Below are 25,943 nucleotides of genomic sequence, written 5' to 3'. Positions count from 1 at the left end.
GTGATGTCCGGTGTCAGCGTCGGGTCAGGTGCAGGAATCCGGCGTCGTCGCACCGGCAGGTCTGGTCGGGCCGCACGTAGGTGGTCGTGTCGAACTGGTCGATGATCGCCGGCCCCTCAAGGGTGGTGCCGGCGGACAGGGCATCCCGGTCGTAGACGGCGGTGTCCGTCCAGGCACCGTCGATGTAGACCGGACGCCGCTCCTTCGGGACGACGGCGGCCCCGTCCCCCGCGGCGATCCGGGCCTGCGGGATGTCCGGCTTCGGGACGGTGGCCACCAGCCGCACCGCCACCAGTTCCATCTCGGCGTCCGGGTCCCGGAACCCGTAGCGTTCCTCGTGGTTCTCATCGAGCAGTTCACGCTGCGCGAACTGGTCGGCGGTGTACGGGATCGTCAGTTCGTAGCTCTGGCCGGTGTACCGGGCGTCGATCAGCCGCTCCTCGTCGAAGCCTGCGTCCCCCATCTCGTCGAGGGCACGGCGACGCAGCGTCCGGAAGACGTCCTCGAGGCTGCCGGAACCGTCGGCATTCTCCCGCGGTACCGGAGCGGCGAAATCGTGCCGGACCGGGGCATCGAGCATGCCCACTGCCGAAGCGATGCCGGGCAGCGGCGGGATCACCGCCGAGGTCATGCCCAGTTCGTGGATGAGATCGGCCCCGTGCAGCGGGCCGGCGCCGCCGAATGCCATGAGGTGACTGGCACGGACGTCGATGCCGCGCTCCACGGTGACTTTCCGGATGCCCCGGCCCATCGTCGCCGCGATGACGGTGAGGATGCCTTCAGCGCAGTCCTCTGCCAACATGCCGAGCTTCTCCGCGAACTCCGCCATCCGGGCGCGGGCGGTGGCGTAGTCCAGGTCGAATCCGCCGCCGAGCAGTGAGGTGCCCAGTCTCCCGAGCACCACGTGGGCGTCGGTGACGGTCAGTTCGGTGCCGCCGTGTCCGTAGGCCACGGGTCCGGGGACCGCGCCGGCGCTGTGCGGGCCGACCCGCAGTCCGCCGCCGCTGTCGAGCCAGGCGATCGAGCCACCGCCGGCACCGATGGTGTTGACGTCGACGCTGGGCAGTCGCAGCGGCATCGAGTCGATCTCGCCGGTGGTGGTCTCGTCGGGTTCACCGTGCCGGATCATGGCGATGTCCGTGCTCGTGCCACCGATGTCGAAGCTCACGACCTTGTCGAGGCCGAGGTGCCGGGCCCAGTTCGCCGCCCCGATCACGCCACCGGCCAGGCCGGACAGGACCGTGCGGGCACTGTGGGTGCCGGCGAGACCGGGCGTGAGCAGGCCGCCGTTGGACTGCATCACCCAGAGCCGGGACGCCACCCCCATGTCCTCGACCGTGGTCCCCAGCCGGTCCATGTAGCCGGAGACCTTCGGGCGCACATAGGCGTTGATGACGGCCGTCGAGGTGCGGTCGTACTCCCGCATCTCCGAGGTGACGTCCGTGGCCGCCGAGACGATCGGGGCCACTCCCCGCCCGGTCAGGTAGCTGACCGCCCGGTCCTCGTGGTCGCTGTTGCGGTAGGCGTTGAGGAACGAGACGACGACCACGTCCAGGTCCAGGTCGGCGAGTTCGCCGGCGACCCGCTCGAGTTCACTGTCCTCCAACGGGGTGATCTCCTCGCCGTCGGCTCCGGTGCGCTCGGTGATCTCGACGATGAGGTCGTCGGGGACCAGTGGTGCGGGTCGGTGGACCTCGTTGTCGTAGATCATCGGGCGCGCCTGGTGGGAGATCGCGAGAATGTCACGGAACCCGGCGGTGGTCAGCAGGCCGACCTTCGCCCCTTCTCTGGTGAGGACCGTGTTCGTCGCGACCGTCGTGCCGTGCACGAGCCGGTTGATGTCCTGGGCGGACACGCCCTGCTGTTCCAGCACGGCGCGGATCCCCTTGATGACCGCTTCATCGGGATGTGACGGGGTGGAGGGGACCTTCCACACCGACAGGCTTCCGTCGGCGCGGCGCAGGCCGATGTCGGTGAATGTTCCGCCGGTGTCCGCGGCCACCTGGACGGCGGTGGGGGTCGCGCGCGGGTTCTGTGCAGTCATGCTGTGTCTCCTGCTGGTCGGTTGTCGTCGGTTGTCGGGTCAGTCGATTGTGTCGACGAGTTGTGCGTTCTTGGTCTCCGGCAGCATGGCCAGCGCCACCGAGCCGATGACGGCTCCGGCGACGGTGATGGCCAAGATCGATTTCCCCCAGCCGATCGATCCGACCAGGATGCCGATGCTCAGCGGTCCGAAGGCGGCGAGGCCGCGGCCCAGGTTGTAGGTCAGCGCCTGGCCGGTGGCGCGGATCTCCGTCGGGAACAGTTCGGCGAGGTAGGCGCCGGTGCCACCGGCCTGGCCGGAGGAGAAGAAGCCGAGCAGCACGATGAAGAACAGGGCCACCCCGGTGTTGACCGAGGGGGTGAAGACGAACAGTGCGGTGCTGGCCGCGGAGCCGACGAAAAAGAAGAAGAAGGTCCTGCGGCGTCCGATGCTGTCGAGGAACCAGCCGGAGGAGAGGTAGCCGATGAAGGACCCGAGGATGGCGAACCAGGTGAATGTCGCGGTCCCGCCGATGCCGAGGCCGCGGTCCTGCTGGAGGTAGCTGGGCAGGAAGACGAACACGGAATAGTAGATGCCCTGCACCCCGATACCGAGCAGGACGCCGAAGATGGTGTGCCGCCGGATGCCGGGCGCGAACAGGCGTCGGATCTTGACCGGCTTCCTCACCGTCCCGCCTGCCGGGGCGGCTGTTCCGGAAGCGTCGGCTCCGGTGTCGTCCGTGGTGGTGGCAGGCGCGATGTCCGTGGCGTCCTTGGCCGACCGTCGGATCCAGAACACGGCGAGAGCCGGGAGGATCCCGACGAGGAAGAGGTAGCGCCAGGCCTGCTCGGCCGAAAACACGGAGTACAGGGTGAGGTAGGCCAGGGTCGAGGCCGCCCAGCCGACCGCGTAACAGCTCTGCACGATGGACAGCTGGCGGCCACGCTGCGACGGCCTGGCGTATTCGGCCACCAGTGCGGCACCGACGGCCCATTCCCCGCCGAAGAACAGTCCCTCGAGCAGTCGCCACATCAGGAACTGCCAGCCGGCCTGCGAGGTCGCGGTCAGTGCGGTGAACACCGCGTAGCCGAGGATGACGATGCTGAGCATCTTCACCCGGCCGAACCGGTCGGCGAGGTTGCCGAAGAGCAGTCCGCCCGCGGCGGAGGCGACGATGCTGACGGCGGTGATCCAGCCGCCGGCGCCGGAGCTCATCCCCAGCGCGGCGGTCGCCGCCGGCAGGGCGAAGCCGTACATCGTCCAGGTGAAGCCGTCCAGGCCCCAGCCGATGCCGGAGGCGGTGACCGCTTTGCGGCGGTTGCTGACGAGTTCGGCGCTCTCGGTCGGTGGGTCGCCGTGTGTCTGTGCTGTCGTACCTTGCGTCACGGTTCTTCTCCTCAGGGGTTGAGCATCGTGAGAGTTGTATACGATCCGAATACACAGTGACACAGGATGTGGTGTGTGTCACTAGCTGACTGAAAGTTTGTTTCCGGAAGGTGGTAGAAATACCCCATGAGCACCCGAGACCGCAGTGCCCGCGACCGCGCGTACGACCAGGTGAGAGCGGATATCCTCACGTTGCGCCTGCTCCCCTCGCAACGGATCGACGAAAGCACCGTCGCCGAGCGGGTGGGCGTCAGCCGTACCCCCGTCCGGGAAGCCTTCTACCAGCTGGCCTCGGAAGGACTCGTCACCGTGGTCTCCCGCGGCGGCTACGTCGTCGCCGACATGAACATCCCCCGGTTCCGCGAACTCATCGAAGCCCAGCACATCCTCGTCCGCGCGGTCACCCACCTGCTCATCGCGCGTATCACCGAGGCCGACCTGGACCGGCTCGAGCAGGCGGTCCGCGACGTCGACGAGGCAGAACTGTCAGGTGATCCCGGGGCGGTCGCCGAGACCAACGCACGCCTCCACATCCTCGAGGTGGAGCTGTCGGGGAACTCGTACCTGCTGCCGATGGGCCGGACGATCCACACCCACCTGCAGCGGTTGTCCTTCATCAGTTTCGGGGGCACCGGAGGCGACATCCGGAGCCCGGATTCCACCGAGGAACTCGCCGCGCACTACCGCAATGTCCACGACGAGCACTGGGGTTACCTCGCCGCACTCCGCGACCGGGATCTCCCCCGGGCGCTGGCGACGGCCGTCCGGCACGTGGACCGGTTCAAGGAGAGGGTGCAGGAGTACCTCAGCTCTGATGCGGTGGACGGCATCGACTTCTCGGGGATCGCCGGGGCCGAGCGCGCCGGTGATTGACGAAACGCCGCAGACGGAACCCCTATGGGCGGAAGGCTGAGAAGCTCCGAAGGCCGACATTCTCATGCGGCGGAGACAGTCGGATGCGGGCCCCCGCTGGCGGCCGCACTATCACCCGCTCCGGTGTCCGGCAGCTCCCACTCCCACTGCATGCCACTGCTCTGGATCGACGTGAGAACGAGTTTCTCAGCACCTGCCGGGAGTTCGAACAGGGTGGTGCGCTGGTATTTCCTGCCCGGCTGACTGGACGTGGACCAGTTGTTGTTCCCGTCGTATCCACCGTCCCCGTAGCACGCGGAGGCCTGCTGCAGCGGTGTTGTGAACCCGTCTCCGGTCTCGACCTCCCAGTTTGTGGCGGCACCGAAGATCGTTTCCTGGTCGTCAGCCTCCGGGGCGAAGGCCATATCCGCATCTATACGCAGGACCGGCTTCTCCGGCTCACCGTATTCCTGGTTCGGGTATCCGAGGGATGAACAGGTATCTCCGATCTTGAGAGCGGTCACGGTGAACAGCACTGCGCAGTTCCAGTCCTCCGGATTGTCTGAGTCCGATTCGCCGCAGTATGCGCCGCCCGGCTGTCCGACAGCTTTCTGCGCTGGCACATTCGAATCTGACGACGCCGAAGCAGCTTCCGACGGGGATACATCACCGTCGCCGGAGCACCCCGCCAGGGCCAACGCGCCGGCGGCAACCACGGCACACAGACTGATCTTCCTGTTCATTTCTCTCCCTCTGCTCTTATGCGGTGATCATTATTTCACCCCGGCCGTCAAGACTCCTCGTCACAGGAGCGGGGGTTTACGTCATGTCACCCCCGGTCAGTGCACTGCCACTTCCTCAGTAGGTGCTGTCGGAGTGCTGAGCACACCGGTTCACCACAGCGCCCTGCAGCAGACGCGTCGCTCGCCACCCGGTCTCCCCCGTCACCTCCTGCACGATTCCCAGCGCTTCATCCTGACCCGAACCGGTATCGAAGGCGTCGCACACCTGTGCCGACAACTGGGACATCTGACCGGCGGTCACGTCGATCCCCTCGTCCCGCATCATGTCCGCGTAGATACCGTCCATCATGCCGCCACCACCCGTCGCCGGGGCGGCAGGACGCCGCGGCTCAACCGGCGAAGTCGCCGCCGACTGCTTCTCAGGATCTGCGACAGGCGACGCAGTAACCGTCACCGTGTGCTCCACGGTCCGTTCCACGGTGTTCGTCACCGTCGACGGTGATGCAGCCTGCCCGTCAGTACAGGCGACCAGAGAGGCCATCATAAGGATGATCCCAGCGGCAGCTCCAGCTGCTCTTATTTTCATGATGTGAACCGTAGCGCATATTGTTGACCGGGAACGCAGTCAGGCCCTCCTTTTCCCGCCCCTGTCAGGAGCTTCCCATGACCATCCGTCGCACCGTCCTCGCCCTCGGCGCCGCCGGCACGCTGTTCCTCGCCGCCTGCGGCAGCGATGACGACAGCTCGACCCCCACCTTCTCGTCCGCCACACCGTCGACCACGACCTCGTCATCGACGATGTCGTCAAGCAGCGCCACTCCGTCCCCGACAACCGCCCCCGAACCCGCGCTGGCGCCTGCACCGGCACCCGATCCGGTCGAGCCCGCCAGCCCGGTAGAGGTTGCCCCACCCGTGAACACCGCGCCGGATCCCGCCACCATCCCGTTCGCTGACGGCGGCACCTGCCCCGCCTACCGGTGCGGTTACGGACACGACGCGAACGGCAACCCGAACCCCTCCTCCGGCGAAATCCAGACCTACAACGGCTGCGAGGACGGATACATCACCGATCCCTCGCTCTGCGGCGCGGTCAACCAGAAGTACCCGAACGGCATTCCGGGTGTTCCGGCCCGCTGACGGGTCACAGACCCTCGGGGGTACTCCGCGCTCCTGAACATCCCCCACACCCCACTGACCTCCCCCGAAACTGAGTACAGCCGAAGTAAACTGCCCGACCATGGCTTCTGTGCATGATGTGATCGATGCGTTCCGCACCTCCCGCTCCACCTCCGAACGGGGCACGCAGTTCGAGCAACTCATGGTCCGCTGGTTCGAGCTCGACCCGACCCTGCATGAGCAGTACGACAAGGTGTGGCGGTGGCCGGACTGGCCGGGCCGTCACAACCACGGCGACAATGGAATCGACATCGTCGCCCACGTCAGGGAGACCGGACCGGACTTCGGTACCGACGACGAGTTCGCCGCAGTCCAGTGCAAGTTCTACGACCCGGAGCACCGCCTGGCGAAGCAGGACATCGATTCCTTCTTCACCGAGTCCGGCAAGGCCCCTTTCACCCGCCGGGTGATCATCTCCACCACCGACAAGTGGGGGAAGAACGCCGAGGCCGCCCTGGAGGGGCAGCAGATTCCGGTCACCCGGATCAGTATGAAGGACCTGGAGGATTCCCCGGTCAGCTGGGATATCGCCTGGCCGCAGAATTCGCTGCAGGTCGATCTCACCCCGAAGAAGCCTCACGAGCTTCGCCCACACCAGAGTGAAGCGGTGGACGCCGTCTTCCAGGGCTGGGCCGAGGGTGACGGAACCACCACCGATCGCGGCAAACTCATCATGGCCTGCGGCACGGGCAAGACCTTCACCTCCCTGAAGATCGCGGAACGTCTCGCCGGGGATCTCGGTGGCAAGGCGCGCATCCTTTTCGCGGTCCCGTCGATCTCCCTGTTGTCCCAGACGCTGCGCGAGTGGAACGCCCAGTCCACTGTCGACATGCGCAGTTTTGCGGTCTGCTCGGACAACAAGGTCTCGCGCGCGACCGAGGACATGTCCACCGAGGACGTCATCATCCCCGTCACCACCGACGGAACCGTCCTGGCGGAAAAGCTCGGCGGGCACCGCCGCCGCGCGAAGGGTCTGACGGTTGTCTTCACCACCTATCAGTCCCTGCCGGCCATCCACGAAGCACAACAGCATGGCGCGGACGCCTTCGATCTCATCATCTGCGATGAAGCTCATCGCACCACCGGCGTCACCCTCGACGGAGAGGACGCCTCGAATTTCGTGAAGGTCCACGATCCGGACTTCATCAGGTCCGCCAAGCGGCTCTACATGACCGCCACCCCCCGACTGTTCGATGACACAACGAAGTCCAAGGCCGAGGAACACTCCGCGGAGATCGTCTCCATGGATGATCTGGACACCTTCGGCCCGGAGTTCCACCGACTGTCCTTCGGCGAGGCGGTGGACCGTGGCCTGCTCACCGATTACAAGGTGCTGGTCCTCACGGTCGATGACTCCGTCATGGCAGGAAAACTCCAGGGATCGCTCGCGACGGACGGTGAACTGAATCTGGACGATGCCTCGAAGATCGTCGGTTGCTGGAACGGTCTGGCCAAGCGGGCCGGCACCGCCCCGGACGGGTCGTCTTTCTCCCCCGGCGAGATTCCGATGCGACGGGCGGTGGCCTTCGCCAAGGACATCAAATCCTCCAAGCAGGTCGCCGAGATGTTCCCGCAGGTGGTCACCGCCTACCAGGACCTTCTCAATGAACAGGAGGACAAAGGTCACAGCATCGAGGGAACGAACCGCGATCTGCGCTGTGAGGTCCACCATGTCGACGGCACCTTCAACGCCCTGCAGCGCAATGAGGAACTGACCTGGCTCAAGGCCCCTGTCGCCGATGACGAGTGCCGCATCCTGACCAATGCCCGGTGCCTGTCGGAGGGTGTGGATGTTCCGGCACTGGACGCTGTCCTGTTCCTCCATCCACGCAACTCGGTCGTCGATGTGGTCCAGTCGGTGGGCCGGGTGATGCGAAAAGCCGAGGGCAAGGACTACGGCTACATCATCCTGCCGGTCGCTGTGCCCGCCGGTGTTGCACCCGCTGCTGCTCTCGGCGACAACAAGCGGTTCAAGACGGTGTGGCAGGTGCTCAATGCCCTGCGCGCTCATGATGAGCGCTTCAATGCCATGGTGAACTCCATCGCCCTCAATGCGAAAGAACCGCAGAAGAACGGCAAGGAGTCCGACCGTTTGCTCGGCGGCCACGTCGGGCCCACCACCGAGGATGAGTCTCTCGCCGAGGGCACCGCTGATCCTCAGGACCAGGCACAGACCAGGGAAGGTGATGCTGTCACCGGTAGCCAGATGGCTCTGTTCGCCTTGTCCGAATGGACCCAGGCCATCTACACCCGCATCGTCGACAAAGTCGGCACCCGAACCTACTGGGAGGACTGGGCAGCCGATGTCGCTGACATCGTCGACCGCCTCATCACCCGGATCACCGCCGTCTACAACGAGACGGGCAACCGTTCGGTCATGCGCCGGCGCTTCGACACCTTTGTCCAGGGGCTGCGCGACAATCTGAACGAATCCGTGTCTGTAGCGGACGCCGTCTCCATGCTCGCCCAACACCTCATCACCAAGCCGGTCTTCGACGCCCTCTTCGAGGGCCAGAACTTCGCCGAGCACAACCCGGTGTCCAAAGTCATGCAGACCATGGTGGAGGCTCTCAACGATTACGGTCTGGAGTCCGAGACCGCCGGGCTGGAGAAGTTCTACGCCTCGGTCCGGGTCCGTGCCTCCGAGGTACAGAGTGCGGAGGGAAAGCAGCAGGTCATCGCGGAGCTCTACGAGAAGTTCTTCCGTATCGGTTTCAAGGCCCAGTCGGACGCCCTGGGCATCGTGTACACCCCGGTCGAGATCGTGGACTTCATCCTCCGGGCTGCGGACACCGCCTCCCGGAACGCTTTCGGTAAGGGGCTGACTGACGAGGGCGTGCACATCCTCGACGGCTTCACCGGCACGGGGACCTTCATGACGCGCCTGCTGCAGTCCGGTCTCATCCGACCGGAGGACCTGGCCCGCAAATACGCCACCGAACTGCACGCCAATGAACTAATGCTGCTGGCGTACTACATCGCCGCAGTGAACATCGAAGCCACGTACCATGCGCTGACCCGCGAGCCGGGGCAGAACGCTGATACCCAGGATTACGAGCCTTTCCCCGGTATCGTCATGGCGGATACGTTCCAGATCTCGGAGAACAATGATGAGCTAGATCTGGAGGTCTTTCCCGCCAACAACGAGCGTATCGAGGCGCAGCTCGCATCGCCCATCAATGTGATCGTCGGCAACCCGCCGTACTCTGTGGGACAGACCTCGGCGAACGATCTCAACGCGAACCTGAAGTACCCGACGTTGGATGCCCGGATCGAGGAGACCTACGCGAAATATTCGACGGCAGCACTGAAGAGAAACCTTTACGATTCCTACCTCCGAGCCTTCCGCTGGGCCACGGACCGCATCGGGAGCCAGGGGATCGTCTCCTTCGTCTCGAACGGTGGGTGGATCGACGGCAATACGGCAGACGGTATCCGACTGTCTCTGGCAGAGGATTACTCACGAATCTACGTCTACAACCTGCGTGGTAACCAGCGCACGACCGGTGAACTCTCACGTAGAGAAGGCGGCAAGGTCTTCGGTTCGGGGTCCCGGAACACCATCGCCATCTGGATCGGTGTCAAAGATCCTGCACATACCGGTTCCTGCGAGGTCTTCTACAAGGACATCGGCGATTACCTCTCCCGAGAGGAGAAGCTCTCCCTGGTCTCAAAGGCGACGCTGGAGAATCTCGACTGGGCATCGATCACCCCGAACATCCAGGGTGACTGGGTCAACCAGCGCTCCGAAGACTTCGCCACCTGGCCGATCCTCGGAGACAAAAAGAACGAAAACGGAGTTCCCCAATTCTTCTCAACCTATTCCCTCGGTCTCAGTACAGCTCGTGATGCCTGGTGCTATTCGTACTCGGATGTGCAGCTCCACGAACAGGTACAGTCAATATCCGATCAGTATTGTCAGGCAAGATCACTATTCGCAACACGGCGTAGAGACAATAACATTCAGAAGGTAAAGGTTTCCGACGTTAATGATTTCCTCGCCACACATCCTGACATTACAGGTCCAGGCTCCACGAATTGGAGCCGAGGCCTCAAACAGCAACTCGCTCGAGGCGATGAGATCAACTTGGATGAGGACGGATTCCGAATTAGCCTATATAGGCCATTTCAGAAACAAAATACTTACTTCGACCGACAGATCAATGAAATTGTATCCCTACTCCCATCACTATTCCCCACCCCTCGTCACAAGAACATTGGAATCATCCTGACCGCCTCCGGATCGCACTTCGACTTCACACCGATTGCCACGGACCTTCTGCCTAACCTCCACACTCTGGATACCGGTCAGTTCTTTCCTCGCTGGACCTATGAAAAGGTCGAGCCGGAATCCGGGACTCTCGACTTCTCCGCCACGTCCTCCGACGGAAATGACGTCGATGCCGACGGCTACCGTCGTATAGACAACATCACCGACGAGATCCTCGGCATCTACCGGCAGGTCCTCGGCGAAGAGATCACCAAGGACGACATCTTCCACTTCGTCTACGGCCAACTGCACGACCCCGCCTACCGGGAAACCTATGCCGCGGACCTGAAGAAGATGCTCCCTCACATCCAGACGCCGACCGACCGGTCCCGCTTCGATGCACTCGCCACCGCGGGTCAGCAGCTCATGGACCTGCACATCAACTTCGAGACCGTGGAACCGTACCCGCTGACCGTCGATGTGAAGAAGACCGCCGACCCTTCCGACCGGGAGACCTGGCGGGTCACGAAGATGAAGTGGAAGAAGACGAAGGGCGTCACCGACCACACCACCATCATCTACAACCCGAAGGTCACGATCATCGACATTCCCGAGGAGGCCGAGGAATACATGCTCGGCTCCCGGTCCGCCCTGGGCTGGGTCATCGACCGGTGGCAGGTGAAGACGGATAAGGCCTCCGGCATCACCAACGACCCCAACGATTGGTGCGACGAGCAGGACAACCCTCGCTACATCATCGACCTTATCGGCCGCGTCACCACCGTCGCTGTGGAGACGCAGAAGATCATCGCCGGAATCACCCCCAGCGCCACGGAACAGAACGGAGCCCCCGCATGATCCCGCCCAACTTCCAGAGCCTCCGGGAGATCTTCCAGACCCCCGTCCGGATCGACGTCCCGCTGTTCCAGCGCCCGTACGTCTGGACCCGGGACATCCAGTGGGAGCCGCTATGGGAGGACATCATCCGGCTCACCAACGACTCGCTGGCTTCACACGACAACCAGTCCACCCACTTCCTCGGGGCAGTCGTCCTCCAGAGCCGCAACTCCCCGTTCGGTGGGCTGCCCCGGTGGATCGCCATTGACGGCCAGCAGCGCCTCACTACGCTCCAGATCATCCTCAATGCTTTGTACCGGCAACTGGTCGCCCACGGCCATGAACAGATCGCAGCACAGGTTCTCCCCCTGATCGAGAACCCCGAGTACATTCGGCAGACCGACGACGACAGGTACAAACTCTGGCCGACCAACAAGGACCGCACCGCCTTCGTCTCAGCCATGACTGCCACATATCTCGACGCGAGCAACGTCTGCCCATCCGGGAGCCCCCAAGGCGACTCGACGTCCTCCCGACTGGTTCCCGCGCACCGGTTCTTCATGGAGGCGATCGACACGTGGCTGGATGACGATGACTCCCCGGAACGGGCGACCGCCCTGGTGAGTACCATTCTCGACCGCCTGCGCATCGTGAACATCCAGCTCGACTCCAATGAGGACGCCCAGGCCATCTTCGAGACCCTCAACGCCCGCGGAACCCCGCTGTCCGCCGCAGACCTCATCAAGAACTTCGTCTTCCAGAACCTCGACACCGCACAGCACCAGGCGGAAGACGCCTACGCGAATTACTGGGAGCAGTTCGAGACCGACTGGTGGGAGAAGGAGATCACCTACGGTCGGGTGACGAACTCGCGTTCCTCCTGGTTCCTCTGGCAGTGGCTCATCGCCCGTACCCTCACGGAATTTCCCATCCGTGAAGTGTTCCGTCAGTTCAAGAATTACGTAGCCACCACCGACATCCCCGTCTCTGGCCTCCTCCCTCACATCAAGAGGTCGTCCGACCGTTATCGGTCGATCATCGAGGGAGGTTCCCGACCCATCGGAGAGCTCAGCCGACCGGAATTGTTCAGCTACCGAATCAGCACTCTCGACTCCGAGATCACCCGGCCCCTGCTGATCTGGCTCGACGAGCCCGAACAGTCCGGAATCCCCCAGGAGGACAAGGGATGCGTCCTCGTCATCCTGGAGGGATGGCTTGTCCGACGGGCGCTGGTGAAGGTCCCGTCCCAGGGCGGGAACCGGCTGATCATCGACCTCATGAAAACGCTGAGCAAGTCCCCGCAGGACGCACTCCCCTCGGAAACTGCGCGCTTCCTCACCGCCAACGCCACGACCATCGGGTACTGGCCCAGTGACCACGATGTCCGAGCGTCCCTGGTCGGCGCCCGGGCCTTCCAGAAATACCGACGCGACCGACTACGTATGGTCCTTGAGGCAGTCGAAGACAACCGGCGTGGCTACCCTGACGGTAAACAACTGTCCATGGGACCAATCCCCCGCGGTAAGGGCACAGTGGAGCACCTCATGCCCCAGAAGTGGCGGAAGCACTGGCCCGCAGACCTCACCGAGGAGCAGGAGGCCACACGGGATTCGGTCCTCGACCAGATCGGTAACCTGACTCTGCTCACCCAGAAGCTCAACAGCAAGGTCAGCAACAGCGCCTGGACCACCAAGCGTGCGGACCTGATCAGTCACGATGATGTCCTTCTGACCAGGGATGCCACCACATTAGAACCACCAGTGTGGGACGAGGAGACCATCGAGGCACGGACCAGCGAACTTGTCGAGGAGATCCTCACGATCTGGCCGGTTCCGGAAGGCTGCACCGTCACCGACCATGTATCCGGACCGACCACTCCCTCCACGACAGTTACGCTGAAGGACCTCGTCAGATCCGGCGCCCTCCCCGTCGGAACCGTCCTCCACTGCGCCCGGCAGAGCAGCCGATGGCACGGTACAACGGCAACAGTCACCGCTGATGGCGACATCGCCCTGGACGGGACTACGTACCCCTCCCCGTCCATGGCCGCCCGGGTGGCCGCCGGATCAGAGTCTGAGAACGGATGGATCTGGTGGGCGGTCGAGGGTACCGGTCAGACACTTGACCAGGTCCGAGCGGCCTACCGTGCAGGCAAGACCACGACGCCCGACGCATAATACAGCGATCCGGGGTGACCGGGGAGGCACTGATCCTGTCGACCCACGAGAGGAATATCTGTTCGAGGAACGATAATTCCCGACCACGCTGCCAATATGCTCTACCCCGACACACACGACAGCAACGGAGAAGACCATGAGCAAGCGCGTCGGCGTCAACGAATACGACGTTCACCACCTCATCACCGAGGCATACCATGCCGGCGGAAAGTTCCAGTGGGCCCGGGAAGGCGCCGTCAACTCCGTTCAGGCAGGTGCGACGTGGATCAACTTCGGGATTGAACCGCAGGGTTTCCAGAAGCACGGCATCCTGCGCCGCTACATCGCCGACAACGGCTGCGGGATGGGCGCGGACGAACTCCCTAATTTCCTCTCCTCGTTCGGCGGCGGGGGCCGGGAGATCGGGATCGGGCAGAACTACGGCCAGGGTTTCAAGGCGTCTTGCTACGAGTGGAACCCCTACGGGATCATCGTCGCCTCCTGGACCAGGGAAGATCCTGAGGGATGGATGATCTGGATCCACCGACGACAGGACGGCGACCACGTCTACTGGGAGCTGAAGGACTTCGACTTCTACGACGAGAACGGCGAGTTCGTGGACAGCTTCGGTGACTGCATCCGGCCGGACATCACCATCCCCGGGATCGACATCGACGCTTCCCTGCTGAAGACGGACGAGATCGCGGACGCCGGGCAGGGTACGGTCTTCCTCTTCCTCGGCAGCGAGGACCACCCGGACACGGTGGACGGGGACTATCTCCGCGACGAGTGCCGGAATGACCGCCGCGGTATCGTCCGCTATCTCAACAGCAGGTTCCTGGATCTCCCTGAGGGGGTCGATCTGACTGTCTCCACCGCAGAGGCGAAGAAGGACGCCCAGGACACCGACCGTCGGGACAGCAAGGACCGGTTCATCGTCCATGTCCGGACGGACGGGACCGAGGACCGGCGGTCCGTCCATTCCCGACGGGTGTCCGGTATCCGGTCCCGGATCACCGGAGACGCCACGAAGGCCCTGCAGTCCGGGACGATGGAGGCCCCACGTGACACCACGATCCAGTGGTACCTGACCGCGGAATCGGACGACCGGAAGGGAGTGGGCTCCTACCAGCTCGTCCATCCTTCGATCGTGGTCAAGTACGACAACGAAGCCTACGACGTCAAGAACGCCGCTCATGATTTTCGGCAGTTCGGCATCCCGGACGAGATCCGGGACCGGGTCTGGCTCGTCATCGAACCTCCCCGCATGTCCAAGAACTCCTTGTCCTGGGGAGTCACACCCCAGGCGTCCCGGGGAATGCTGATCTCCAATGACGGTGGTCCGCTGCCCTGGGAGGAATGGTGGGACTATTTCCTGGACAACACCCCGGAGCCAATCGAGAAGGCCAAGATCGCCAGTCAGCGGACCGAGGCGTCCGGGGACGCGGAAAGCCGACGGAAGAGGATGGAGCGCCTGGAGAGCCAGTTCGGCAACCGCTGGCGAGGCTCCTCCCTCACCCAGTCGAAGTCCGGCAAGCACCGTGGGAACCCGACGGCAACATCGGGTGGCAGCACGAACTCGGACACCACCCGGGCACCAAAAACCACCACCGGCGTGCATCCGGACGGAGGTCGGGCGTCCGGATCCACGGTGAGACTCTCCGCTGACGCTGCAGGCAGCAAACTGGGCCGGCACCGGCGGGCAACCAACGGCATCCCCGAAGTTACGTGGGACGACGAATTCACCGCAGACAACGAGAAGCTCTACGCCGCTCGTTTCGATCCCAAGGAGATCCGGGACGGATCCAACGGAACCATCCACTTCAACAAGGCATTCCCGGTGTTCCAGGAAGAGATCCGGCACTGGACCGAAAAGTTCCCCCGTGCCACCCAGTCCGAGGTCATCGACCTCATCCACCTAGGGCGTGTCTCCTAATGCTTTGAGCCAGGCGACGATCGCAGCCAGGACGGCAGCCCCGCGGTAGATCACCGCCAGCTTGTCGTACCGGGTCGCCAGTCCCCGCCACTGTTTGAGCAGGTTGAACGACCTCTCCACCACATTGCGGCCCTTGTACGCCTCCCAGTCCATCTTGGGTGGACGACCGCCGGCAGATCCTTTGCGTTTGCGGGCGTTGACGTGGTCGACCTTCTCCGGGATCACCGCGACGATCCCCCGGTCCCGCAGGTACTCCCGATTCGCCCGACTCGGGTACGCCCGGTCCGCCATCACCGCATCCGGGGTGGTCCGGGGCCTGCCCGACCGTCCTGCCGGCTGTGGCACCCGGATATCGTCAATGACCACCTGCAACATACTGCCGTCGTTACGCTGACCTCCGGTGACCACCACCGACAGTGGACGGCCCTTCCCGTCGACGGCGTGATGGATCTTCGTGCTCAACCCTCCCCGCGAACGCCCAACCCCATGGCCTGCAGGTTCGCACTCATCAAGGTCAGAACAGGCCTGATTCCTGTAATTCGACTGGGCCCCCCGTGTGCTGCTCGGGGCGGGTCGTGTTCGTCGCGTGCTGGTGAGCACGGTTGATCGTCGCGTCGACCGAGACGATCCAGCTGATCAGGCCGGCGGCGTCAGCGTCGGCCAGCAGTGACTGCAGGATCCGGTCCCAGGTCCCGTCGACGGTGTAACGGCGGTGACGTTTCCACACCGTCTGCCAGGGTCCGAAGTGTTCGGGCAGGTCACGCCAGGGAATCCCGGTGCGGTACCGGTAGATCACCCCTTCGAGGATCTGGCGGGAGTCCCGGAACGGGCGACCCCTCCTGCCGTCACTGGAGGGTAGGAGGGGTTCGATGCGGGCCCACTGGGCATCGGTGAGTTGCTGGTAGCGGTCGGTGGCGGCCATGAGCCCAGTATGGCGGGACACGGCCACTATTTAAAGAGACACGCCCTAGTGTACGAAGACGAACTGGTGTCGAAGGTCATGCACGCCTACCGGCTGCGCAACACTCAGGTGGGCACGACCGAGACCGGCGAGCCCCTCCGGATCCGCGACCAGCAGATCGAGGAACTGGTTTCACCGTCCTCCCTCACGACTGCGGTCATCGGACTCAACAACGTCGAAATGAGGTTGAACTCTCTCGGCGGCGCTAGGTTCGGGAAGAAGAAAAGCCCCACCACCTGAGCGGTCCCGCCGCTCCTCCTGTTCCGCCATCCACACCACGATATCGAACACGCGCAGGTCACTGAGCCGACCGATCCTTTCCGGGGCCGCCGGGTTAGCGACGAGCCCGTCACCGACCGGAGTCTGCACCGGCCAGGTCGCCCGCCAGCTCTCCGCCACGGCCAGCTGACGGATCTTGTGCAGCTGGGCCGGAAGTCCGGCGTCCCCGTCGCGTAGTACGGTGCGCAGGCTGGCGAAGAAGTCGGTCCGGTTCTTCCCGTGGCCCAGGTGGTTGCGCACGTCCCGGTCGATCACCGGGCACAGCCGCGGACGTTTCCGAGCCATCAGTTTGCTCACCCTCGTCGGGCCCAGTCCCTTGCGCCGGATCTCCCGCCACAGCCGGTCGGCTGTCGCCAGGTCCTCGTCGGTGGCGTCCACCAGGTCGACGTCCGTCGGCAGCTGGGCGAGCAGCCGGGAGACCTCGACCGGGTCGATCGGCACGTCCCGGGACGAGCGCACACCCGTCGAACCGCGGGAGATCGCGGTGGCGGCCTCCCCCTCGGGGATCCCCACCACACCGAGCAGCTGCAGGGCGTGCTCGGCGGCGATGTCCACCGACAGCGTCGAGATCGCGACAAGGTCTTCGGCAGTGAAGGAGTGGGCGGTCTCCGGCCGGTCCCCTCCTCCGCCAAGTTCGGTGAACAGGGAACCGGTGAACCGGGGTCCGGTGTGCCCGGCGCGGTCGGCGAAGTAGGTGACAAGGTGGTCGACTGCGACGAGTGCCCGATGCTCGTCGAGGACTGTCGGCCGGGTCCATCCGACAGTCTCCCACACGGAATTGTCCATGTCGGCCAGGCTACCGGCTGCGGAGGGCCGCCTGCTCCCCGGAACTCTATAGCGTCGGCCCACTCTGGCCTCGGATACATACTCCAGCCTGACTTGAGGTTAGCGCAACCTTCCCTATATTGTTACTACGAGCGTCATAAGAACGGTACTCAAGAGAACAAGGTGGCGGATCCAGGTCGTGGCAGTGCAGGAAACCGGCAGAGACCCGGGAAACTCCCCGGGTCAGCCCCCCGACATCGCTCCCGGCACAGCCCCGCGCAAGACCGTCCCGGTCATCCTCATCCTCGCCCCGTGTCTGCTGGTCATCGCCTTCCTCGCCGCCGTCTCCATCGGCCCGGTGACCATCCCCCTCACCGAGATCGCCGGCTCCGACATCGTCCGTGAGATCCGCCTGCCCCGCATCATCATCGCCGGGCTGGTCGGCGCCGGACTCGCCACCGCCGGCGCCCTGATGCAGACCGTCTTCCTCAACCCGCTGGCCGACCCCGGCATCATCGGCGTCTCCTCCGGTGCCGCCGTCGCCGCCGTCCTCGTCATCGTCACCGGAGTGAACTTCCTCGGCCGCTGGACCCTGCCCGCCGGTGCCTTCCTCGGCGCCCTGGCCACCGTCCTGCTGATCTACCTCATCGCGAACTCGAAAGCCCTCGGCGGCCGCGGCGCGGACCCTGCCACCCTCGTGCTGGTCGGCATGGCGATCACCGCCTTCCTCGGTGCGATCATCTCCGCCGTCATCGCCAACGCCCCGGACGATTCCGACCTGCGCAGCGTCCAGTTCTGGATGAACGGCGACCTCGTCGCCCGCACCTGGAACCACGTGACGATCGCCACCGTCCCGATCCTCGGCGGTATCGGACTGTCCTGGCTGCTCGCCCGCGACCTCAACGTCCTCCTCCTCGGCTCCGAAACCGCCCAGTCGTCCGGCGTAGACGTCAGGAAGCTCCGGATGAAGCTGCTCGCCCTGGCCGCCTGGATCACCGCCAGCGCCGTCGCCGTCAGTGGTGCGATCTCCTTCATCGGCCTGATCGTCCCCCACTTCGTCCGCATCCTCCTCGGCCCCGACCACCGCCGTCTGCTGCCCGTCGCCGCGGTCCTCGGCGCCACCTTCGTCATCGTCTCCGACATCATCGCCCGGATGCTCTTCTCCCCCGTCGTCCTGCAGACCGGCACCGTCATCGCCTTCCTCGGCTCGCCGATCTTCCTCTGGCTGCTGCTGACCACCCGCGCCCGCCGGCACAAGGGGCTGGGCGTATGACCGGCCGGCTCACCGTCAGCGGACTCTCCGTCTCCTACGACCACCACGAGGTCGTCCACGACGTCGACTTCACCGTCCCACCCGGTCAGGTCACCGCCCTCATCGGCCCGAACGGCACCGGTAAATCCACCCTCCTGGGCGCGGTCGCCGGGCTCCTCGAGTCCACCGGACGCGTCGACCTCGACGGCTCCGACCTGCTCTCCCAACGCATCGACGAGCGCGCCCGGTGCATGGCAATGGTCCCGCAGACCACCACGCTGTCCATCAGCTTCCCGGCCCGCGAGGTCATCACCATGGGGCGCCACCCGCACCGCGGCCGCTTCACCCGGGAGACCCCGGAGGACCGGCGGATCATCGAGGAAACCCTCGACATCACCGGCGTCCGCCCCTTCGCCGACCATCCGGTCGACCAGCTCTCGGGCGGCCAGCGCCAGCTGGTGCACCTGGCCCGCGCCTTCGCACAGTCCACCCCGGTGCTGCTGCTCGACGAGCCAACCAGTGCTCTCGACCTGCAGCACCAGGTGGCCGTCTACCAGCTGCTGCGTGACCGGGCCGCGGCCGGGGCGACCGTCTTGGTCGTCCTGCACGACCTCAACGACGTCGGACGCTGGTGTGACCGGGCCGTCCTGCTCCACCAGGGCCGTGTCCACGCCGAAGGCACCACCGACGAGGTCCTCACCGAGGATCTGCTCAGTGAGGTCTACGACATCCCGGTCGGGGTGGAGCACTCCGGTTCCCCGGGGCGTCCGCGCCGGCTGACCGTTGTGCCACTGCCGGACCATCCCGGTGCCGGCGCGCACCAACCTGACTTTCAAGAAACCCAACAAGGAGAACACCCGTGACCGTCACGCTCACCCGCCGCTTCGGCATCGCTGCCACCACCCTGCTGCTGGGCACCGGCCTCACCCTCACCGCCTGCAGCTCGGACGACGCCTCCGGGTCCGCCCCGGGATCCACGACCGCATCCGAGGCGTCCTACCCGCGCAGCGTCACCGTCGGTGACGAGGAGGTCAAACTCACCGCCAAGCCGGAGCACATCGCCGTACTCTCCAGCGACCTCGCCTCCCTGGTCCTCCCGCTGACCGGCGGCGACAACGTCGCACTCGCCCCGGAGATGTCCGCCACCGGCGACCTCGCCACCGAGCTGGACAAGGTCGGCACCACGATGGCTCCGTCGGCCAGCATCGATGCCGAGCAGGTCATGGCGTCCAAGCCTGATCTGGTGATGATCAGTGCCCGCCACGATTTCGAGAAGGACGCCGCCGACCAGCTCCGCAGTTTCGACATCCCGGTCGCCGTGTTCAGCGGGGATTCCTGGTCGGGTTCCGAAGGGATCATCGACCACATCGGAGAGATCGCGGACCTGGTCGGTGAGAAGGCCAAGGGAGAAGAGCTCGCCGCGGATCTCACCGAGAAGCGCGACAAGATCATCGCCCGCGCCGACGGGAAGGACGCCCCGAACACCATCGGGATCTGGGCCCACGCCAACAAGCAGATGATCGGTTCGAAGACCCTCATGCTCACCGGCCTGATCCGCGAGGCCGGCGGTGATCCCGCCGTCGATCACCTGGACGCCCAGTCCATGATCGCCGCCGACCCCGAGGTCATCGTCAAGGAGGCTCCCGAGGTCATCATCGTGCAGACCAGTGCCGATTCCGGCAAGGACGCCTTCGCCGAACTCATCGACAACCCTGCGCTGAAGGATGTGCCGGCGGTCAAGAACGACCGGGTCTACTACGTGGATTCCGCCATCACCGGGGTGTCCTCCGGCACCGCGATCCTTGACGGTCTCGACCAGGTCTCCTCGGCACTGTTCGACAAGTAGTGGACGCGTGGTCACACCGCGCATCCTGCGGCCCCGGCCCGGCGCGCCGGTGTGACTGCTCCCCCACCGTCACAGACAGTCCACCTTCTCAGTCCTTACTCTGACTCGAGATCGTGTAGCTCTCCGCCACATCCACCACGAAGATCCGCCCGTCACCGGGGTTGCCGGCCTCCCCGGTGGCGGCGTGGTCGATGATGATGTTGATCGCCTCGTCCTTGTCCCCGTCGGCGACGACGACATGGACCATGGCCTTCGGCAGTTCGGAGTAGGTGGCCTCCCCCACCTTGATCCCCTGCTGTTTTCCGCGCCCGGACACGCTCCAGTGGGTCATGCCGCTGAAGCCGGCCTCGCCCAGCGCCTGCTGGACGTCGGTGAGCTTCTCGGGTCTGATGATCGCTTCGATGAGTTTCACGGTTGCTCCTGTCGGGTGAATACGGTGGTGCCGTCCTTGACCGTGCGCAGGACGGTCAGCCCCTGCAGGTCGTCATCGGCACAGGTCAGTGGGTTACGGTCGACGACGATGAGGTCGGCGCGCAGGCCGGTCCGGATCCGGCCCTTGTCGGTCTCCTCGCCGTACTTGTAGGCACTGCCGGCGGTGACGGCCCGCAGCGCCTCATAGCGGCTGACGGCCTGCTCGGGGCCGACGACGGTCCCCCGGCAACTCCGTCGGGTCGTCGCCGCGGCCAGCGAGACGGGCATGTCCGGGTCGGTGACCGGGGCGTCCTGGTGCAGGGTGACGGGCACACCCCGGTCGAGCGCGGAGCGGACCGGCGAGATCCGCCGGCCGCGGTCGTCCCCGAGGTTTCGCAGGTGTGTGTCGCCCCAGAACCAGACGTGGCCGACGAAGAACGAGGCGACCATGCCGAGGGCGGGCATCCGGTCGAGCTGGTCGTCGCGCACCGTCTGGGCGTGGATCATCACCGGACGCAGCGCCGCCGCTTCCGGCCGGTCGGCGGACACGGCGGCGTAAGCGGTGAGGAACTGTTCGGAGGCGGCGTCCCCGTTGCAGTGTGCGAGCACCTGGTAGCCGCTGTCGACCGCCCGGGCGATGTAATCCTCGACCTGGTCGTCCGGCAGGGACGGGTAGCCGCAGCAGCACTGCCCGGGGCCGTCATCGTGGGCGCCCACGTCACCGGCCACCACAGCACCCTCTGCCCCAGCACCCTCCACCTCATAGGGCTGCGACAGCCACGCCGAGCGGGCCTGCGGCGACCCGTCGAGGATCATCTTGCAGCCGCCGAGCCGCACATGCCCCTCGTAGGCGCCGACCCGTTCCGGGTGCGCGTCCAGCACATCGAGGCCACCGGCGGTGACGATCGGGTACGCCACCACATCGACCACCAGGTCACCGTCACCGCCGGCGGCGATGAGGGCGTCCACCTCCTCCGGGGCGGCCGCCCCCTCCTGCACCGTCGTGATGCCGCGGGCGAGGTACCCGTCCTGGGCGGTGCGGATCGCGTCGCGCGGGTCTGTGCGCGCCCCCGGCATCAGCAGCGACGGCCGGGCCCCGTCGGCGAGGCCCTCGGCGACGATCATCAGCGCCGAGATCTCCTCGACGTAGCCGTCGGGGGTCACCCCGTCGGCCTCCCGCCCGAACCGGCCGCCGACCGGGTCCGGGGTCGCCGCGGTGATCCCCACGTGCGCCAGCGCCGCCGAATTCACCACGCCCATGTGGGAGGAGCGGTGCACGGCGACGACCGGCACACCGGTACTGACCCGGTCCAGATCGTGGCGGGTCGGGTGCCGGTAGCCGGGCAGGTTGTTGTGGTCGTAGCCCACCCCGACCACCGGTGCGGCGTCCCCCGCCGGCCGGGCCGCGAGCGCGGCGGCGAGGGCGGCCACGATCTCGTCGACGCTCCCGCACGCCCGCAGGTCCACCTGGCGGGCGGCCATGCCGAAGTTCATGAAGTGGCCGTGGGCGTCGATGAACGCCGGCATGAGGACGCGTCCCTGCAGGTCGACCTCTACGCATCCGGCGCCGTAGAGTTCCCGCGCCCGCGCGTGCCCGCCGACGTAGACGATGCGGGCGCCGTCGGTGACCACGCACTCCGGTGCGTCCGGACCGTCGTCGGGTCCGCCGTCCATCGTGATGACCGTTCCCGAATGGTAGATCGTCGTCATCTCACTGCCTCCCCGTCCGGGTGTCCATGACCAGTTCGCCCTCCAGCGCGGTCGGGGCGGCGTCCTGCCGCTGTGCCCCACGCCGCGGCGTGCCGGTGAGCCGGTAGGACGCCCTGCTGAAGTCCCCCGCCCACAGGGTGAGCCCGAGGTAGACCACCAGACAGACCGCGGTGAGGATCAGGCCGACGGTCATCGACAGGTCGCCGGCGAAGACGGCCGAGACGATGACCACGACCGGCAGGTAGAGCTGCTCCGGCAGGTTCATCAGGCCCATCTCCGCCGCGGTCGGCGTCCGCAGTTTCGGGTCGACGATGCGCACCAGGGCCAGCCCGGTCGGGGTGGTGCCGGTACCGGTGCCGTACAGCCCGAGGGTGCGCTCGAAATCGTGGTCGCTGCCGTAGTGCTGGCCGAGGAACACGGTGATCAGCAGGGTGACCACGGTGACGGCGACGGTGACGACGAGGATCGGGACGATCCAGTCCATCACCACGGCGAGCTCCACCGCCATGAACGCGGCGACGACCGTGAAGTCACTGAACAGGCCGGTGATCTTGCGCTGCACATCGGCGTTGATGACGTGGTCGGCGCCGAACCGGCCCAGGATCCAGCGGATGATGTAGGCGGCGAACAGGCCGTTCATGAACATCATCCCGCTCATCGTCGTGCCGATGAAGCCGGGGATGAGGGCGAACAGCCGGGCGATCCCCATCGCCCCGAGGTAGCAGACCCCGACCACGGACATGGCCAGGCCGAGGGACTCGATGCTCCCGGAGAAGGTCGTCACCCGGCCCATGGACTCGCGCTGCTCCTCGCGGCTGTAGAGGCCGCGCTTGGTGGTCTCGTTGATCTCCACGTTCTGGCTCGTCAGGCCGCGGGCGATGCCGCGCTTGGCCAGTGGCACGCCGACGAAGAAGGCGGCGAGGAAGCCGAGGGTGGAGAACGTCAGGCCCACGCTGACGGCCTCGTCCCAACCCTGGTCGACGAAGATCGAGCCGAAGGTGGCGGCCTGGCCCGGTCCCTGGGCGAAGGAGAAGGCGGCCATGAGGCCGTACTCGGGCGGCATGTCGAAGGCGCTGCCGAGGGATCCCACGATGCCCACGCCGACGAAATCCTGCACGGCGAACAGGACCACCCAGGTCAGGCCCATGATCCAGGCGCCGCGCACCAGCGGGGACTGCGGGACGAGCCGCCGCCAGCCGCGGGCCTGCGGTCCCTCCCCGTCGCCGTCGGCGGTCTTCGGTGCGGCGGTCAGGCCGATCGAGATGAAGGTCAGGGTGAACAGTTCGGTGGTGATGTTGCCGAACAGTGTGGCGTCCACCCCGTCGAAGGCCTTCCCCAGGCCGGCGTTCATGACGACCACGCCGAGGACGCCGGCGATGACGGTCGCCGGGACCAGGTAGTTGCGGAACAGCGGCACCCAGCGGCGCAGCAGGACGCCGATGCTGCACATTGCCCCGATCAGTGCCAGTGCGATGACGCCGGTCATGTGCTGACCACCTCGGGTCGTCGGTCAGGCATGGCGGTTCCCTTTCGTCAGTGGTGTACCCGGTGGTTGTCCGGCGGTGCCGATGGGTCACCACTGTGCCAGGAAACTGAGAGCAACAGTTGTGAGCGTTACGAAAGTAGTGGGTGCGGCGAGTTTTTACATATGTGAAGCCCCGTCCGGGGTCGCTTTCCGTGTCGGATTCCGCGGGTGTCGCGCGCACGGACGCCGGATCAGGCCACCCCGCGACGGGTCAGTTCGTAACCGGTCGATTCCAGCGCGTCACGCAATGCCCCCACCAGTCGGAGGGACTCGGTGGAGCCGTCGGCGATGCACTGCATCAGCACTGACCGGGCGAAAGCGGATGCCGGCTCATCCCCTGCCACCGTCACGAGCTGCTGGTATTCGGCGTCGGAGAGCCGGATCTGCAAGGTATGGTTCCGTGACTTCCCCGGCCTGCTCACCGACGTGTCCTGCCGGACAGTCGCCCCCTTTTCGACATCGGCCGTCTCCTCGATCGCCCGGCGCAACTTGTCGGGGATGGTCATAACTCCTCCTGTCTGTTTCGGTATTTCGCCTGGTCGGTCGAGTTAGACGGCCAGCAGTTGACGCCGTAGGTCCTGTCGCCGTCAAGGACCGTAATGACCGTCAACACCGCGGCCGCAGAAGCGGAAAATCCGATCGTACGAACGCTGACGCCGCTTCTACTCGCAGGATCCGGCTCGAGAACCAGCCGTTCGTCATCTGACAGTGCCTCTTCCACCTGCGCCACAGTCGTGCCGTGCTTGGCGATGTAGCTGGCCCGGTATGTCCAGTCAGCCACGATTTCACCGTACTACGTTCGTATTACGCTTCACAACGTCCCCTTTGTCCGCCCCACAAGGAAAGCCGGAACAACCCCGCCCCCTGTGCCATTTCCCTACTGATACTACAGTCGCGAGCGTCACCCCACCGCCCCCTGCTAGCCTCCGTTTCATGACTGAAACCACACCCGGCACCTCCGCGTCCTCCACCACCCACGAGATCCGCACCGTCCTCACCAACCTCCACTTCACCGAGTGCCCGCGCTGGCACGGCGACCGCTGGTTCTTCGTCGACTTCTACAGCCGCCGCGTCCTGTCCATGGCCGCCGACGGTTCCGGACTGCGCACCGAACTCGACGTCCCCGCCCAGCCCTCCGGCCTGGGGTGGCTGCCCGATGACCGCCTGCTGGTCATCTCCATGAAGGACCGGAAGATCCTGCGCCGCGAGGCCGACGGCGCCGTCGTCGAGCACGCCGATCTGAGCAGCCTCGCGACCGGGCACCTCAACGACATGGTCGTCGACGATCAGGGCCGCGCCTACGTCGGCAACTTCGGTTTCGACCTCATGGCCGGCGACGATGTCGCCCCCGCCGCCCTCATCCTCGTCGAGCCGGACGGTTCCGCCCGCATCGTCGCCGACGAGCTGTACTTCCCCAACGGCAGTGTGATCACCCCGGACGGTCGCACCCTGCTGGTCGACGAGACCTTCGCCAACCGGGTCAGCGCCTTCGACATCGCCGCGGACGGCAGCCTCGGCCCCCGCCGCGACTGGGCGGTGTTCGGTCCGCGCGCGGCATCCTCCGCCCTGGACGACGCCATGGCCGCCGCAGTGGTCGCCCCCGACGGCTGCGGCCTGGATGCCGACGGCAACCTCTGGGTGGCGGACGCCCTGGGCGGCCCCACCCTGCTCGTCGCCGAAGGCGGGGAGATCCTCGACCGGGTCGATGCCGGCTCCCCCGTCTTCGCCTGCATGCCCGGCGGCCCGGACGGCCGGGATCTGTTCCTGTGCTGTGCCCCGGACTTCGACGAGGACAGCCGGACCGCGGCGGCCGAGGCGACGGTCCGTTTCACCCGGGTCACCACGCCCCACGGCGGACGCCCCTGACACCGACGC

19 protein-coding genes and 1 pseudogene are annotated in these 25,943 nt (G+C 65.7%); 9 read left to right on the top strand and 11 right to left on the bottom strand.

Going from position 1 to position 25,943, the window contains the following annotated elements:
• Positions 1–13 precede the first annotated feature (13 nt).
• Positions 14–2,044, bottom strand: a complete 2,031-nt coding sequence (locus FSW06_RS01725; RefSeq protein WP_010118917.1) for a hydantoinase/oxoprolinase family protein — start codon at positions 2,042–2,044, stop codon at positions 14–16.
• A 39-nt stretch (positions 2,045–2,083) separates the two neighbouring features.
• Positions 2,084–3,409, bottom strand: a complete 1,326-nt coding sequence (locus FSW06_RS01720; RefSeq protein WP_010118919.1) for an MFS transporter — start codon at positions 3,407–3,409, stop codon at positions 2,084–2,086.
• A 126-nt stretch (positions 3,410–3,535) separates the two neighbouring features.
• Here FSW06_RS01720 and FSW06_RS01715 point away from each other — a divergent pair, with 126 nt between their 5' ends.
• Positions 3,536–4,282 (top strand): GntR family transcriptional regulator, encoded by a 747-nt coding sequence (locus FSW06_RS01715; protein ID WP_010118921.1) that lies wholly within the window; start codon positions 3,536–3,538, stop codon positions 4,280–4,282.
• Positions 4,283–4,344: 62 nt separating this feature from the next.
• Here the strand turns inward: FSW06_RS01715 and FSW06_RS01710 are convergent, their stop codons facing one another.
• Positions 4,345–5,004 (bottom strand): hypothetical protein, encoded by a 660-nt coding sequence (locus tag FSW06_RS01710; RefSeq protein WP_170233711.1) that lies wholly within the window; start codon positions 5,002–5,004, stop codon positions 4,345–4,347.
• A 115-nt stretch (positions 5,005–5,119) separates the two neighbouring features.
• On the bottom strand, positions 5,120–5,545 hold the full coding sequence (locus FSW06_RS14670; protein WP_238525912.1) for a hypothetical protein: 426 nt from the start codon (positions 5,543–5,545) through the stop codon (positions 5,120–5,122).
• A gap of 122 nt (positions 5,546–5,667) precedes the next feature.
• On the opposite strand from FSW06_RS14670, the gene FSW06_RS01700 reads away from it, so the two are divergent.
• The 4 genes from FSW06_RS01700 to FSW06_RS01685 all read left to right on the top strand — a co-directional run bounded on the left by FSW06_RS01700 (position 5,668) and on the right by FSW06_RS01685 (position 15,319).
• Entirely contained in the window at positions 5,668–6,141 is a 474-nt protein-coding gene (locus FSW06_RS01700) for a hypothetical protein (RefSeq protein WP_083826999.1), read from the top strand.
• A 100-nt stretch (positions 6,142–6,241) separates the two neighbouring features.
• Positions 6,242–11,248: a DEAD/DEAH box helicase gene (locus FSW06_RS01695; protein ID WP_040429852.1), complete on the top strand. Its 5,007-nt coding sequence runs from the start codon at positions 6,242–6,244 to the stop codon at positions 11,246–11,248.
• Entirely contained in the window at positions 11,245–13,404 is a 2,160-nt protein-coding gene (locus FSW06_RS01690) for a GmrSD restriction endonuclease domain-containing protein (RefSeq protein WP_010118931.1), read from the top strand. Before FSW06_RS01695 ends, FSW06_RS01690 begins: the two co-directional genes overlap by 4 nt.
• A 136-nt stretch (positions 13,405–13,540) precedes the next feature.
• Positions 13,541–15,319, top strand: coding sequence for a hypothetical protein (locus FSW06_RS01685; RefSeq protein WP_146881293.1), 1,779 nt, complete (start codon positions 13,541–13,543; stop codon positions 15,317–15,319).
• On the opposite strand, the pseudogene FSW06_RS01680 reads toward FSW06_RS01685, so the two are convergent.
• Positions 15,302–16,241 (bottom strand): annotated as a pseudogene (locus FSW06_RS01680) (IS5 family transposase). The gene FSW06_RS01685 and the pseudogene FSW06_RS01680 overlap by 18 nt on opposite strands.
• Positions 16,242–16,412: 171 nt before the next feature.
• Entirely contained in the window at positions 16,413–17,345 is a 933-nt protein-coding gene (locus FSW06_RS01675; protein WP_010118939.1) for a DUF6308 family protein, read from the bottom strand.
• Positions 17,346–17,580: 235 nt separating this feature from the next.
• Between FSW06_RS01675 and FSW06_RS01670 the strand changes: the two genes are divergently transcribed.
• Genes FSW06_RS01670 through FSW06_RS01660 form a run of 3 tightly spaced genes read left to right on the top strand, consistent with a single transcriptional unit; the run spans position 17,581 to position 20,422 of the window.
• The gene (locus tag FSW06_RS01670; RefSeq protein ID WP_029448858.1) at positions 17,581–18,597 is read left to right on the top strand and encodes a FecCD family ABC transporter permease; all 1,017 of its coding nucleotides are present in this window, start codon (positions 17,581–17,583) and stop codon (positions 18,595–18,597) included.
• Positions 18,594–19,439: an ABC transporter ATP-binding protein gene (locus tag FSW06_RS01665; RefSeq protein ID WP_010118943.1), complete on the top strand. Its 846-nt coding sequence runs from the start codon at positions 18,594–18,596 to the stop codon at positions 19,437–19,439. The genes FSW06_RS01670 and FSW06_RS01665 overlap by 4 nt, the downstream gene beginning before the upstream one ends.
• On the top strand, positions 19,436–20,422 hold the full coding sequence (locus tag FSW06_RS01660) for an ABC transporter substrate-binding protein (RefSeq protein ID WP_010118944.1): 987 nt from the start codon (positions 19,436–19,438) through the stop codon (positions 20,420–20,422). Before FSW06_RS01665 ends, FSW06_RS01660 begins: the two co-directional genes overlap by 4 nt.
• A gap of 88 nt (positions 20,423–20,510) precedes the next feature.
• On the opposite strand, the gene FSW06_RS01655 is transcribed toward FSW06_RS01660, so the two are convergent.
• The 5 genes from FSW06_RS01655 to FSW06_RS01635 all read right to left on the bottom strand — a co-directional run bounded on the left by FSW06_RS01655 (position 20,511) and on the right by FSW06_RS01635 (position 24,849).
• Complete coding sequence (locus FSW06_RS01655) at positions 20,511–20,834, bottom strand: P-II family nitrogen regulator (protein WP_010118946.1); 324 nt, start codon at positions 20,832–20,834, stop codon at positions 20,511–20,513.
• Positions 20,831–22,543, bottom strand: coding sequence for an amidohydrolase (locus tag FSW06_RS01650; protein ID WP_010118948.1), 1,713 nt, complete (start codon positions 22,541–22,543; stop codon positions 20,831–20,833). The genes FSW06_RS01655 and FSW06_RS01650 overlap by 4 nt, the downstream gene beginning before the upstream one ends.
• Before the next feature lies 1 nt (position 22,544).
• Positions 22,545–24,029: a sodium/glutamate symporter family protein gene (locus FSW06_RS01645; RefSeq protein WP_010118950.1), complete on the bottom strand. Its 1,485-nt coding sequence runs from the start codon at positions 24,027–24,029 to the stop codon at positions 22,545–22,547.
• Between the two features lie 230 nt (positions 24,030–24,259).
• Positions 24,260–24,574 carry a hypothetical protein gene (locus FSW06_RS01640; protein ID WP_010118952.1) on the bottom strand — a complete coding sequence of 105 codons (315 nt, stop codon included), beginning with the start codon at positions 24,572–24,574 and terminating at the stop codon, positions 24,260–24,262.
• The gene (locus FSW06_RS01635) at positions 24,571–24,849 is read right to left on the bottom strand and encodes a hypothetical protein (protein WP_010118954.1); all 279 of its coding nucleotides are present in this window, start codon (positions 24,847–24,849) and stop codon (positions 24,571–24,573) included. Before FSW06_RS01635 ends, FSW06_RS01640 begins: the two co-directional genes overlap by 4 nt.
• A gap of 152 nt (positions 24,850–25,001) precedes the next feature.
• On the opposite strand from FSW06_RS01635, the gene FSW06_RS01630 reads away from it, so the two are divergent.
• Positions 25,002–25,934, top strand: coding sequence for an SMP-30/gluconolactonase/LRE family protein (locus FSW06_RS01630; protein ID WP_010118956.1), 933 nt, complete (start codon positions 25,002–25,004; stop codon positions 25,932–25,934).
• Positions 25,935–25,943 lie beyond the last annotated feature (9 nt).

The sequence above is a fragment of the Corynebacterium nuruki S6-4 genome, from assembly GCF_007970465.1.
GTDB lineage: Bacteria > Actinomycetota > Actinomycetes > Mycobacteriales > Mycobacteriaceae > Corynebacterium > Corynebacterium nuruki.
This window is presented reverse-complemented; position numbering and strand designations above follow the sequence as displayed.